General features: G+C 65.8%; 11 protein-coding genes and 2 pseudogenes. 4 read left to right on the plus strand and 9 right to left on the minus strand.

The annotated features are described in order from the left end of the window. Positions 1-500: 500 nt before the first annotated feature. Positions 501-2,321 carry an HNH endonuclease signature motif containing protein gene (locus CJ028_RS03990; protein ID WP_105033980.1) on the minus strand — a complete coding sequence of 607 codons (1,821 nt, stop codon included), beginning with the start codon at positions 2,319-2,321 and terminating at the stop codon, positions 501-503. Positions 2,322-2,645: 324 nt separating this feature from the next. On the opposite strand from CJ028_RS03990, the pseudogene CJ028_RS21880 reads away from it, so the two are divergent. Beyond that, positions 2,646-2,879: pseudogene (locus CJ028_RS21880) on the plus strand (IclR family transcriptional regulator domain-containing protein); the annotation flags it as partial. 137 nt (positions 2,880-3,016) lie between these two features. Further along, positions 3,017-3,574 (plus strand): annotated as a pseudogene (locus CJ028_RS04000) (FAD-binding protein); the annotation flags it as partial. Between the two features lie 63 nt (positions 3,575-3,637). Here the strand turns inward: CJ028_RS04000 and CJ028_RS04005 are convergent. Beyond that, the gene (locus CJ028_RS04005) at positions 3,638-4,141 is read right to left on the minus strand and encodes a DUF3830 family protein (RefSeq protein WP_105033983.1); all 504 of its coding nucleotides are present in this window, start codon (positions 4,139-4,141) and stop codon (positions 3,638-3,640) included. 8 nt (positions 4,142-4,149) lie between these two features. Further along, on the minus strand, positions 4,150-5,553 hold the full coding sequence (locus CJ028_RS04010) for an amidase (protein ID WP_105033984.1): 1,404 nt from the start codon (positions 5,551-5,553) through the stop codon (positions 4,150-4,152). 149 nt (positions 5,554-5,702) lie between these two features. On the opposite strand from CJ028_RS04010, the gene CJ028_RS04015 reads away from it, so the two are divergent. Next, complete coding sequence (locus CJ028_RS04015; RefSeq protein ID WP_105033985.1) at positions 5,703-6,437, plus strand: maleate cis-trans isomerase family protein; 735 nt, start codon at positions 5,703-5,705, stop codon at positions 6,435-6,437. Positions 6,438-6,537: 100 nt separating this feature from the next. Here the strand turns inward: CJ028_RS04015 and CJ028_RS04020 are convergent, their stop codons facing one another. From CJ028_RS04020 to CJ028_RS04045, 6 genes are all read right to left on the minus strand, one after another. Beyond that, entirely contained in the window at positions 6,538-7,344 is an 807-nt protein-coding gene (locus CJ028_RS04020; RefSeq protein WP_161498884.1) for a maleate cis-trans isomerase family protein, read from the minus strand. Further along, complete coding sequence (ehuA, locus tag CJ028_RS04025) at positions 7,344-8,228, minus strand: ectoine/hydroxyectoine ABC transporter ATP-binding protein EhuA (protein WP_105033986.1); 885 nt, start codon at positions 8,226-8,228, stop codon at positions 7,344-7,346. The genes CJ028_RS04020 and ehuA overlap by 1 nt, the downstream gene beginning before the upstream one ends. Continuing rightward, entirely contained in the window at positions 8,212-8,868 is a 657-nt protein-coding gene (gene ehuD, locus CJ028_RS04030; RefSeq protein WP_105033987.1) for an ectoine/hydroxyectoine ABC transporter permease subunit EhuD, read from the minus strand. The genes ehuA and ehuD overlap by 17 nt, the downstream gene beginning before the upstream one ends. Beyond that, positions 8,865-9,575 carry an ectoine/hydroxyectoine ABC transporter permease subunit EhuC gene (ehuC, locus tag CJ028_RS04035; protein ID WP_105033988.1) on the minus strand — a complete coding sequence of 237 codons (711 nt, stop codon included), beginning with the start codon at positions 9,573-9,575 and terminating at the stop codon, positions 8,865-8,867. Before ehuC ends, ehuD begins: the two co-directional genes overlap by 4 nt. A gap of 113 nt (positions 9,576-9,688) precedes the next feature. Then, positions 9,689-10,582, minus strand: coding sequence for an ectoine/hydroxyectoine ABC transporter substrate-binding protein EhuB (gene ehuB, locus CJ028_RS04040; RefSeq protein ID WP_105033989.1), 894 nt, complete (start codon positions 10,580-10,582; stop codon positions 9,689-9,691). A 171-nt stretch (positions 10,583-10,753) separates the two neighbouring features. Then, entirely contained in the window at positions 10,754-11,746 is a 993-nt protein-coding gene (locus CJ028_RS04045) for a D-2-hydroxyacid dehydrogenase (RefSeq protein WP_105033990.1), read from the minus strand. Positions 11,747-11,879: 133 nt separating this feature from the next. Here CJ028_RS04045 and CJ028_RS04050 point away from each other — a divergent pair, with 133 nt between their 5' ends. Beyond that, the gene (locus tag CJ028_RS04050; protein ID WP_105033991.1) at positions 11,880-13,166 is read left to right on the plus strand and encodes an aspartate aminotransferase family protein; all 1,287 of its coding nucleotides are present in this window, start codon (positions 11,880-11,882) and stop codon (positions 13,164-13,166) included. The last annotated feature ends 21 nt before the right edge of the window (positions 13,167-13,187 follow it).

Below are 13,187 nucleotides of genomic sequence, written 5' to 3' on the forward strand. Positions count from 1 at the left end.
CGATAGAGTCCGTCGAAACGGGGACAGACGAACTGCTCTGTATACATACTTTGCGGGGAAGTTCAAGGGGGCGCGGAAAACCGCCATCGCCCCCTATGGTCAATCTGACGCGAGTTATCGCTTGCGCAGAACCAAGCCAAGGGACAACCCTCGATGCGAATTACCTGCCCGTTTTGCAAGTCTCAGGCCGACTTGAAACCCAACCCCGCGCAGGCACTGCGCATCACCCTTCCCCGTTACGTTCTCAAGTGCACCGGGTGCGAACGCACCAGCATTCGTGTTGAGCCCGTGCGCCTGGCGCACACGCTCGCTTCGGCCTAACCGCTCGTTCCTGATAGTTCGACCAGTGTCCTGCGTCGGAAGTTCGTTGTAGACGAACTTCCGATCGTGGGAGAGCTGGAACCCGGTCTGCCGTTGTGGTTTCAGGCCGAATACCTTCCACACTCCTCCGATCGGGGAGTGACAGGCCACGTCGATTGGCCTTCTTGGCCTCGACAACACTAGAACGGGTGGGGGTCAGGGTTCCCGGCTTTGTCGGTGTCCCAGGCGGAGGTCCACGGGTTGGGCTCGGGTGATGGTGCGGCCGGTGGAGGTGCTGTAGCTGGTGGCGCGGTTTGTTGTAGGTGGGGGCTGATTCGGGTGGCGGGGTCGGTGGCGTAGTGCTTGCCAGCGGGGCTGGTCCAGTGCAGGGTTCCATCGGGGTCAGCGGTGACCTTCCAATCGCTGAAGTGCTTCAGGTTGTGGTGCGCCGGAGAGAGAAAGTGCAGGTTGGTGGCGGTGGTGGGGCCGCCGAATTGTTTGTCGATGGTGTGGTCGAGGTCGCTGTGGCCGGCGGAGCGGTTGCAGCCGGGGAACCGGCAGGTTCCATCCCGCAGCCGCAGGTACTTCTTCAGACTCGCCGGCACCCGGAAGGGGGTGGCGCTGACGTCGAGGACGATGCCGGTGTGCGGGTGGGTGAGGATGCGCAGGAAACTCGTCGCGGTGCCGGCGAGGCGGCGGGCGGTTTCCGGGTCGATCGGCCCGTACCCTTCAAGCTCGCCGGGTTCCTCGCTTTTTCCCAGGAGAGTGAGCACCGGCACAGTGATGTTGACGTTGGCGGTGAGTCCCGCACCGAGGCCGCTGCCGGTGACACCCTGGGCGAGGAGGTCGATGGCGACATCCGCGCGCAGCTGACTGAGGGTGCGGGGCTCATCGGGGCCTTGCAGGCTGAGGGCGGCGTCGGTGACCCGGGTATAGATGCCCTGCAGATCGTCGCCAGCGGCGCGCAACCAGAGGGTGGCCATGCCGTCTTTGTCGGGGAAGAACTGTACCCGGCGATCGGAGAGGCACCGGCTGCGGCGCACGGTAATGCTGTCGGGGTGGAAGCGTTCCCGGAGCTTGCGGGCTTTGCCGTCAAACTGCGTCGCGGTGAGGCGTTTGGCGTGCGGCAGCAACATCGCTTCCAGTTCGGCCCGGGCGGGCTGCGGGACGGAACCGAGCTGCTCGATCACCCGGCGGGCATGGCGGAGGGAAATGTCTCCGGCGCGGAGCGCGGTGAGAGTATCGGGCCGCTCGACCACCAGTTGCCGGCTCTCCTGCAGGAGCCCGGAGGCGGTGCCGCCCGGAATGCGCAACGCACACGCCATCTCCGCCACGAGGCCCTGCTGCGCGGCGAACGTCGCGTCCCAGTCGTGCTCGTGGCCCGGCCCGGACAGGGGCCGGCCGGTCTCGGCGGTGTTGGTGGTGTAGTCCCACGCCTCGGTAAGAACCTCCGCCTTGCTCGCCTGCGCCCACGAGATGACCTTCTCGAAGTAAAGCACCCGGTCAACGAACTGCGCCTGATGCCGCTGGAACGGACTCAAAACGTCGGCCGGACTGCAGTCGCCCGGACTGCTGTCGGCCGGACTGCTGTCGAACGGTATCGGCTGGCCCGGCTCGTCGTTACTGTCGTGCTCGGTGCGGAGGTACTCGGTGTAGAGGAACTCTTCGCGAAGGTCGTCATCGAACCGGTGCTCGGGCGGCACAGCGGCGAAGACCTCGGTCAGGTCCAGGCCGGCCGGCAGAGGCGGACCCGCCCGCATCTCCCGGCGGTAGAACGCTGGGCCGACAGGATCCACTAAGAAGGGGTCCGGACTAACGGGCGCGGTATCGATCTCTTCAACGGCATCGTACGGAGCGAACTGCCCGAGGCCCTCGGCGATCTCGACCCGAAAGTCTGCCTGGCACAGCGCCCAGAACGCATCAAACTCGGCGCGCTCCTCGGGCGTTGAAGGCCAGTAACCGTGGGCCGCTAAGAACGGATCAACGAAGCCCGGCTGGGGGGTGTCGCCGCTCTGGCTCATAGAACAAGTGTACCAAGCTCGACCTCTGAAGTCGAGGGAATCTCACATGCTTTTGGATTTCTGTACGAACCTGAATTCGCACTGACACTCACGTTTCCCAGACCGAGCTACGGGCACACTGAGTTACCGTTCATGGAGGACGTGCAAACAGTCGTGCAGGAACACACCACCCTGGGCGTTCTCGACGGCGACGACGTGCGCTAGTCGGGCGCCGAATATGCGAGCAGCACGAGACCGGAGGAGCAGGCGTAGATGGCAGCCGGCCGGCGATCTGGGTGATGTTGACCGCCGACCCGTGGGTGGTCAGTCGCGCAGCGGCATCGCGATCGGTATACCGACCAGACCCCAACCGATCCGGCGGCGCTGCGCCGGCTGCTCGCTAAGATTCGACAGCTCGGCTACGCGAGCGTTACCGGCATCATCGTGTCGGCAGCCACGGGCATCGCCGTTCCCGTCTTCGACCGCAGCAACACCATCATCGCCGGCCTCAACGTTATCGTTCCCCGAGGCAGCGAGGACCTGCGCGCCACCGTGCCGGCCTTGAAAACAGCCGCGGGCAGCATCTCGCGCTCTCGGGGCAGACCGTCCGCGGCCGATCCGACAGCGCCTGCCCCTGCCCCGATAGCGGGACCGGGGCCGGCCGACGGCGGCCGCCAGAGGCTTTCGTCGTCGTCGTCGTCGTCGTCGAAGGTCGCACGTTCACGGCAACCGACGGCGTCGTGCTGGCCTGCGGCGGGTTCGAGCGGGATAAGAAACTCGCCGGCGGCCTGCTACAGAGCCGCCTGCACGTCGTCTGCTCACCGCCGTCGAACACGGGTGACGGCCTAAAAATGGCGCAGCGCGGTGGTGCCCGCCACGGCGGCACCCACGAAGCCTGGTGGGCGCCGATGTCGATCATTCCCGGTGACCTGCGCGACGGCGAGAAGGTCGGCACGCTGCTGCGCTTTGAACGGCAGGGGCCAGGCTCGATCATGATCAACCGCCACGGTCAGCGGTTCGCCAACGAATCGCAGAACTACAACGACCTCGCCCGATCGCTGCATTCCTGGGACAGCGCCGCCGGGACCCCGCTCAACTCCCCCGTGCACGTGGTGCTGTTTAAGTTCAAGCCGAGCTTTATTCCCACCCTCGAGCAGCGCTGGCTGACCGGCCTCGGCACCCTGGTCGGGGCTGTTCCCGGGCTGCGCGATGACGGACCAGCTCGGGGCGGTTGCGCTGCACACCGTACCGATCACGGTCATCCGTTGATGTGAAACCAGACAAGCGGATGCGCCGGGAGCGACTGTTCCCGGCGCATCCGCTTGTCGCGCTGTTAGCTATTCCTCGAAGCGGGCGTAGGTGAGGGTCTCACCGCGAGCGCCGCCCATCCAGACGTCTTGGCAGGCGGCCTTCATTTCGGGCAGGCCCTCGATGATGGTCGCGAATACGTTGCCGGGAACCCAGCCGCTGTCGCCGTTGATGAGCAGGTTGTTGCGGTCGTAGAACACCGCGAGGTCGACGATGGTGCTGAGTTCTTTGGGACCACCGCCGGCCTCATAGCCGTGTGAGGGGGTCTGCAGATCGTTCGCTGAGAAGGTGAAGTAGCAGACGTCGCCGGGGATCGGGGTGATCGTCGTGTTCTCGGCACCGGGCTCGGCGGGCGCGAAGGCGGGTACCAGGTTGTAGATCTCATTGCGGGCATACTTGCCGTGAAAGACCTGGCCGCTGAGGGGTAGGGCGTCCCAGACGGCGTTGCTCGTGCGGGGTGCCTCGTCGTCGAGCAGCAGGGCCTTGCAGCTGACGCCGCGCTGCTCCAGGGTGATGGTGATGTAGCGAGCCATGGGGGTCCTTATCTGTTGGGTTTAATACCGGCCGGCCACTGCGCGGCCTGTTCGTAGGCGGCGGCGACCCGCAGAATGCGCGCATCCGCGTGACGCGGCCCGACGATCTGCAGTCCCACCGGCAGGTTCTCGCTCGTGAATCCGCAGGGCACGGTGATCGCGGGCTGCTGGGTAAGGTTGAACGGGTAGGAGTACGGGGTCCACGAGGTCCAGTCCGGTGAGGCCGAGCCGGCCGGAACATCGACCCCGGCCTCGAACGCGGTGATCGGCAGGGTCGGGGTGAGCAGCACGTCGTACTGCTCGTGCAGCACGCCCATGTCGTGGCCGAGCTTCATGCGCACCGCGGTGGCGTCGAGAAAGTCGCTCGCCGTGAAGTTCGGGTAGCGCTCGAGTGACGCACGCAGTCCGGGGTCGATCTGGTCGAGAGCGGCTTCGCCAAACGGTTCGAGCACCTTGGCCGATCCCGCGAACCAGAGCACGTGGTAGGCCCAGACCGGGTCGCTCCAGCCGAGTTCGATCTCGGTCACCTCGGCGCCGAGGCTGGCGAGCACGGCGACGGCGGTGCGCACGGCGACCTCGACCTCGGGGTCATTGGTGCCGTAGCCGAGGTTGGAGCTGAACGCGATGCGCATTCCTTGTACCCCGCCATCAAGGCCGGCGCTGAACAAGTCGCGCGGCGCTGCGGCCGACGACCAGTCGCGCGGGTCGGGGCCGGCGAGCACGTCCAGCATGAGGGCCGCGTCCGCGACCGAGCGGGTGAGCGGTCCGGCGTGGGCGAGGGTTCCGAACGGGCTGGCTGGATAAAGGGGAATGACCCCGTAGGTGGGTTTGAGACCGACCACGCCGGTGAAGCTGGCCGGTATGCGCACCGAGCCGCCGCCATCCGTTCCCACCGACCATGCGCCCATACCGGCGGCGACCGCGGCCGCGCTGCCGCCGCTCGACCCGCCCGAGGTTTTGGAGTGGTCCCGGGGATTGCGGGTCACGCCGGTAAGCGGGCCATGGGTGACGCCCTTCCAGCCGAATTCCGGGGTCGTTACCTTGCCGAGCAGCACCGCGCCGTTCTCCCGCAACCTGGCGACCGCGGGCGCGTCTTCGGTCCAGTCATTGCTTCCCGGCGTGATCAGCGTCGAGCCACGCAGGGTGGGCCAGCCGCGGGTGAGCATGAGGTCTTTGATCGAGGTGGGCACGCCGTCAGCGAGCCCCTGCGGCGTTCCCGCTTGCCAGCGCGCTTCGGATGTCCGCGCGTCGCTGAGGGCAGATTCGGCGTCGACCAGACACCAAGCATTGATCGCTGTATTGCCGGTCTCGATCGCGTCGAGGGCGGCCTGCGTGACCTCCACCGGCGAGACCTCCCGCGCGCGGTAGGCATCGACCAGTTCGGTGGCGGTGGCCCATTCGAGTGAATCCATGAGTGGCTGCTCCTTCAGGAAGCGCGGAACGAGCCTGAAGAGACCCGCGCGAGCGATTGTCGACAATCATCAAGCTACCACAGCTGGGTCGATTCTTGTAGTATTGTCTACATTCCAATGATGATTAACCAAATCGCAGGGAGATCCAGATGAGCGTCACCGTCGGCATGCTTTACCCCGGCTTCGGAGCCGAAGACGACTACCCCTATCTGGAGGAGGTGCTCGGCGGGTACGCCCAGCTTCCGCTCGTGCACACCTCGGTGGGCGTCGATGCCCACGAGGTGGAGGCTCTGCTCGACCTCGGCAAGAGCGAACGCCTGCTCGAGGGGGCTGCCGCACTGCAGGCATCCGCTCCTGACGCGGTCATGTGGGCCTGCACCTCTGGCAGCTTCGTCTTCGGCTGGGAGGGTGCCCACCAGCAGGTCGCCGAGGTCGAGGCAGCCATTGGCGTGCCGGTATCGTCGACCTCGCTCGCCTTCGTCGAGGCCGTGCGCGCGCTCGGTCTCACCACGGTTGCCGTCGCCGCGACCTACCCCCACGATGTCGCGCAGCATTTCGCCCGCCTGCTCGGAGATGCCGGAATCACGGTGCTCGAACTGGTCAGCCACGATATTAAGACGGCCGCCCTGGCCGGTGAGCTCGACCACGACGGCGTGCTCGCTCTCGCCCGCAGCAACGACAGCCCCGCGGCGCAGGCCATTCTCATTCCCGACACCGCCCTGCACTCCGCTCGCTGGATCAATGAGCTCGAAGCGGCCCTCGGCAAGCCCGTGCTCACGGCCAACCAGGTCACGGTGTGGCAGGGACTGCGCCTGGCCGGCGAAATCCACCCCACCGACGAGCTCGGCACCCTGTTTCGCGACGTTGCGGCGCTCCCGGCTTAGCCAGTTCTAGACAGGGATAATCTCGATCATCGTGTCGACGAGCGCGAAGTCTTTCGGTAGCACCGCCTGGGACAGAGCGCAAATAGGCGGATGCGGCGCCCTACGCGAGCAGGCGCTGCCCCGGCCCGACCGCAGCCAGTCCCAATGCTCGCAGCGCAGCCCACGCGGTGACCTGGTTGGCCGAGATGATGGGCTTGCCGAGCTCCAGTTCAAGCGGAGCCAGAATGTCGTAGGTGGGCAGGTTGGTGCAGCTCACGAAAATCGCCTCCGCCTCGGGCACATCGGCGCCCCGAATGAGCTCGATCGTGGTGGCGTACGGCACCTGCCAGATGTTCTCGCCGAGGCCGAGCGAGGACTGCGCCACGACCAGTCGGCCGGTCTCGGCCAGGTACCGGTCGAGCAGCGAGGCCAGGTCGGCGACATACGGCGTGACGACGACGAGGCGCTGCACGCCCAGGTAGTCGAGGGCGTCGACGAGGGCGCCTGAGGTCGTGATGCCGCGGGGCGCTCCCCCGCGCTCCATCGCAGCCGAGATGCGATCCGAGCCGGCCACTCCGTTGACGAAACTGCCCGAGGTGCAGGCGTACGCCATGACTTCCGGGCTAACACCGCTCAGGTTGAGGGCGGCCGCGAGGATGTCGGCCGTGTCGCTGACCTCGAGGGCGAGCTCGACGCTGACCGGCTCGTCGACGAATACCGTGCGAGTGAAGAACAGCGAAACTTCGGGCGGCATCCACCGCCACAGCTCACGGTCGAGTGCCATGTCGAACGGGCAAATGACGCCTATTCCGCGTTGGCGCAACGGCCCGGCGGTGGGCGGGCGATCGCCCGGCGCCACCCCCGGTGACAGCGACACGGGGGTCGGCGGTCGGAAGATCTCGCCGGCGTTAGCGCGTGGCAAATCCATCAGTGCTTGAGTACGGCCTGGAGGAAGGCACGGGTACGCTCCTCCTGCGGGTTCTTGAAGATCTGCTCCGGCGGTCCGCTCTCCACCGCCGAGCCGTGGTCGAACATGACCACCCGGTCACTGATCTCCTCGGCGAAGCGCATCTCGTGGGTGACCATGAGCATGGTCATGTCGGTGCTGTTGGCAAGGTTACGAATGACGTTGAGCACCTCGCCGATCAGCTCCGGATCGAGGGCCGAGGTGGGTTCGTCGAACAGGAGTACCTTGGGCCGCATCGCCAGGGCGCGCGCGATGGCGACGCGCTGCTGCTGGCCGCCGCTGAGCTGCGGCGGGGTGTGGTTCATGTGCGCGCCGAGACCCACGAGCTGCAGCAATTCGGCGGCCCGATCACGGGCCTCCGCCTTGTTCATGCCGAGGACATGCACCGGCGCCTCGATGATGTTCTCGAGGGCCGTCATGTGTGGAAACAGGTTGAAGCCCTGAAAGACCATACCGATTTTGCGGCGGGTGGCGCGCATCACCTTCGTCTCTCGAATCTTGTCGCCGTGCTTCACGTTCCACAGCACATCGCCGTCAACGTGCACCTGCCCCTCGGTCGGCGATTCGAGCGTCATGAGAATGCGCAGAATCGTGGTCTTGCCCGACCCCGACGGGCCAATGATCGACACCTTCTCGCCCGGGTTCACGTTGAAGTTGAGCGCCTTGAGAACCTGGTTGTCGCCCCAGTTCTTGCTGACATTATCGAACGCCACGATTGGGCCGCCGGCCACGATCGGCGCCGATCCGGTGGGCAGACCGGTGATGCGGTCGGTGCGCGGGCCGCCAGGAAGGGGAGCGTCGGGGCGGCCGGCATCCGCTGAACCGGGGTCATTGCTTGGGTGCATAGCGTCGCTCCAATTTGTTGACGAGCCGTGAGGCCGGGTAGCTGACCAGTAAAAAGAGGGCTCCGGCCATGGTGAGCGGTTCGAGGTAGCGGTAGGTCGAGGTGCCGATGGACTGCGCGGTCGCCATGAGTTCGACCACGGTGATGGCCGAGAGTACGGCCGAGTCCTTGAACATCTGAATGAGGTAATTGCCGAGCATGGGAATGACGGTGCGTACGGCCTGCGGCAGAATGACCCGGCACCAGGTGCGTACGGTCGGCAGGCTCAGGGCCGTCGCGGCTTCCCACTGGCCGACCGAAACGCCCTGGATTCCGCTGCGATAGACCTCGGCCATATAGGCGCTGTAGTTGATACCAATGATCACGACACCGGTCGTGAAGGCGTTGAAACTGATGCCGTAGATCGGCAGCACGAAGAACGCGACGTAGGCCTGGATCAGTAGCGGCGTACCCCGAATGAAGATGACCATGAACGAGACGAGCGGCGACACCACCGGAATGTTCAGGCGACGGATGACCGCGGCCACCAGCCCCAGCACCGCGGCGATGAGCGTGCCCAGAAGGGTGAGCTGAATGGTGACCCAGAGCCCCTTGAGCAACATCGGGATAATGGAGATTGCGAAGGCGTTGTCCCAGATCACAGCGCACCCACCTTGTCCCCCCGTGACTCCTGGCGCAGCGCCTTGCGCTGCACCGCAAGCGCCCGCCGGTCGAGGGCGTAGCGCTTCTCCATCCACTGCGTGAGCAGGGTCAGCAGCACCGAGAGCAGGAAATACATGACGAGGATGGTCAGGAAGACTGCGGCGGTCTCACCGGTCGTGCTGCGAATCATCTGCGCGCGAAAGGTGAGATCAGTGACCGTGACGAGCGACACCAGCGAGGTGTTCTTGAGCAGGTCGACCATCACGTTGCCAAACGGCGGCAGCATGGCCGGGATCGACTGGGGAATCAGAATTCGGCGGAGGCGCAGCCCGGGCGACATGCCGAGGGCGATGCCGGCCTCGGTCTGGCCCTTGGCCCGGGAACTGATCGCGCCGCGCACGACCTCGGCCGCGTACGCGCCCTCATTGAGGCCGAGGGCGAGCACCGCTGCGGTGAGCGGATGCAGCTGGATACCAAAGAAAGGCAGTGCGTAGAAGAACCAGAACATCTGCACGATGAGCGAGGTGCCGCGAAACACTTCAACGAACACTCCCGCCGGCCAGCGGATGATCCAGTGCGGCGACAACCGGGCCAGGCCCATGCTGAAGGCGACCAGTAGACACAGGGCGCCGCTGAGAACGGCGACCAGAATCGTCGTCATCAGTCCCTGCCACAACAGTGGCGCGTAGTCGATTATGGCGGACATCACTCATTCCAATTCAACGAGGCGTGATTCGTGCGGGCGCGTCGTGCGGCCCAAGACGTAAAATCCAATACGTGCGGCCGCCGCGGGCACGAGCCAAGGGGCGACGAAAGTGCTTAGCCCTCGGTCTGGCAGAGTTCGTCGGAGGTGACACCCTCGACGACCGCGGCGTCGAAGCCCCAGAGGTCCAGAATTTCCTTGAACTCGGGGGTCAGCTTGAACGCGGCGAGTTCAACGTTGTAGGCCTTGTGGAACGCGGTGTCTGTGGTGCGGAAGGCCGCGCCGGAGCCGGTGCGCGGGGCATCCGGAACCTGCTCGGTCACTTCGAAGCTCGTGTCGGTCTCGTTGAGCGCCCGCAGCGACAGGGTCGGCAGGAAGAAGGCGTCGGCACGGTCGGCGGCGAGGGCTTCGATGCCGCTGCGGCCGTCGTTGACCTTGACCTGCTGAGAGGCCGGCACCTTGGCGGTGTTAAGAATGCCCTCTTCAAAGCCTCCGGGCAGCACGGCGATGCGCAGGCCCCCGTCGGCGAGCACGTCAGCCACGGTGAGGATGTTCTTGGGGTTGCCTATCGGCACACCGAAGGACTCGGTCGAGACGATGACCGGTTCGGAGTAGAGCACCTCGGCGCAGCGGGACTGTTTCATGAACAGACCGGCCGCAACGGCGTCCCAGCGGTTCGCCTGCAAGCCGGGAATCATGGATTCGTAGGGGGTGATAATGCCCTGCACGTCGTCGATGCCGAGGCGCTTGCACACAGCCTTGAGCACATCGGGCTCGCAGCCCGTCACTGTTCCGTCACTGTTGACCTGCGTGTACGGCGGTTCGTTGGCGATGCCAACACGCAGGTAGCCCTGCTTTTTGGCCAGGGCGAGCAGGTCGGTGCCGCCGTCGACGGCCTCGCCGGCGGGAGTGACCGTGGCGCAGCCGGTGGCGACGACCGCGAAGACGGCGCCGAGCGCGGCGACACCGGCACCCTGCAGAACATTACGCCGAGTGATGGTGGCAATCATGATTACTCCGTTCGTGGTCACCCTGGCCGAGAGCGCCGAGAGGCGGCTTGCTCGGGAACCGCCAGGGTGAATGAGTTCTGCGTGTTAAGCCGACGCTACGCAGTCTCCACGATGATTGTCAACAATCTTATTGTAAAGTTCTTGTTTCGTGATCATCAGACGAGTCGGCAATCACTGTGCGCGGGACACGTAACCGCGCTTCTTGTCGACGACATTAACCAGGGCCTCCGCGGCCAGCCAACGGGTCACATTGCCGGTGAATTGCGCGGCCAGGCCATCGCGCCACCCCACAACATCGCCCGACATGTGGGCCGAGATGGTGACCCCAGGGGCCTCCCAGAGCGGGTTCGTGACCGGCAGCGGCTCCGTCACGAAAACGTCGAGCGAGGCCGCCGCGATCGAGCCGGTTTCGAGCGCCCGCAGCAGCGCTGCCTCGTCGATCAGCGGCCCACGGCCGACACTCAGCAGATGAGCGGATGCCTTCATCGCCTCAAACACGCCCGCATCGATCATGCCACGGGTCTCGGTCGTCAGCGGCGCGACCACGACGACATTGTCGGCCCAGCCAACGTGTTCGGCGAGCGCGGCCGACGACACGATGGTGCCAAAGTCCGGGTCATTCTCGCTCGCGCGCCTCCCCGCGCCCCGCACCTCGAGGCCGACGGCGCGCAGCAGCCGCGCGATCTGCCGGCCGATCCCGCCGGTGCCCACCACGAGGGCCGTGCTCCCTGCGGTGCGCCGGGTCTCCCGGTGCTTCCACTCGTGAGCGTGCTGCAGGGCGCGGTTCTCGTGCAGTTGCTTGTCATGGGCGAAAATGTTCGCCAGCACGAATTCGGCGATTGGGCCGTCGAAGAAGCCGTAGGCGTTGGTGAGCACGACGTCGGAGGCGCGGAGTTCATCAAACAGCACGGTGTCCACTCCGGCCGCGGCCACGTGCACCCATTTCAGGGCCCGGGCACGAGGCCAGGCGTCCCGCAGGGCGGTCGAGAAGAAGTCCCAGAGCAACAGGATCTCGGCGTGCTCGATGGCGTCCGGCAGGCCGGCGGCATCGGTGTACCGCACGTCGGCGACGACGTCGATCGCGTCCATTCCGGCTGGCCGCTGGGCGCCCTGCGGTTCGCACAGCACCACGATGATCGGGCGGTTCGGAATTGTCGTTTGCATTCTGCCAGCACAGTGCAGAAACGGATGATTGTCAACAATGGCTCGGCTGGCCAGCCGTGCGAGTCGGCTCGCTGCATCCGTTCATCCTGAAAGGATTGTTGACAATCGGTGCATTCACTCGCATGATGGACACATGACGATTCTCAGCCCCGCCCTCAAGCAAGCCACACCCGTCGTAGTCGATCACGCGATCGGGTCCTACATCTTCGGCACCGACGGCGAGAAGTACCTTGACTTCACGAGTGGCATCGGCGTCACGAGCACCGGTCACTGCCACCCGCGCGTCGTCGCGGCCGCCCGCGAACAGGCCGGCAAGATCATCCATGCCCAGTTCACCACGGTGATGCACACTCCGTTGCTCGAGCTAACCGACAAACTCGGCGAGGTACTGCCGGTGGGTATGGACAGCGTCTTCTACCTCAACTCGGGCTCCGAAGCGGTCGAGGCGGCCGTTCGTCAGGCTCGCATGGCTACCGGCCGGCCCAATATCATCGCCTTCCACGGCGGCTTCCACGGTCGCACCGTGGCCGCCGCGAGCCTCACTACCGCCGGCACCAAGTTTCGCTCCGGCTTCTCGCCGATCATGGGCGGGGTGCACATCTCACCGTTCCCCTACGCCTTTCGCTACGGCTGGGATGAACAGACCGCCGTCACCTTCGCGCTCAAGGAGCTCGACTACCTGCTGTCCACCATCTCGAGCCCGGCCGACACGGCTGCCTTCATCATTGAACCGGCCCTCGGCGACGGCGGTTACCTGCCCACCCCGCCAGCGTTCCTCGAAGGACTGCGCGAGCGCGCCACTCACCACGGCATCATTTTGATCCTCGACGAGGTGCAGGCCGGCGTCGGCCGCACCGGCAAATTCTGGGGTCACCAATATTCCACAATCACCCCCGACATTCTTATCACCGCCAAGGGCCTGGCCAGCGGGTTTCCGCTCTCGGCCATCGCTGCTCCCCTCGACCTCATGAAGAAGGCCTGGCCCGGATCGCAGGGCGGCACCTACGGCGGCAACGCCGTCTCCTGTGCCGCCGCCGTAGCCACCCTCGACGTGGTGCGCGAAGAAGGCCTCGTGGAGAACTCCCGGGTGCGCGGCCTGCAGCTGCAGGCCGGCCTCAAACGTCTCGCCGCAACCCGGCCGGTCATCGGCGACGTGCGCGGCCTCGGCCTCATGCAGGGTATCGAGTTCATCGACGGCGACGGGGAGCCGAACCCCGAGGCTGCTGCCGCCGTGCAGCAGGCCGCCATCAAGCAGAATCTGCTGCTACTGACCTGTGGAACGCGCGGCAACGTGGTGCGCGTCATTCCCGCTCTTATTGTCAGCGACGCCGAAATCGAGCAGGGACTGGCCGCGTTTGAGGCAGCCCTCGATGCCTCCGGCGCCGTTCCCGCGCTCGAGGCCGCCGGCGCAACCGCCTGAACGCCCGCGCAACCCCACCCG

Source organism: Cryobacterium aureum, assembly GCF_002954245.1.
Classification (GTDB): domain Bacteria; phylum Actinomycetota; class Actinomycetes; order Actinomycetales; family Microbacteriaceae; genus Cryobacterium; species Cryobacterium aureum.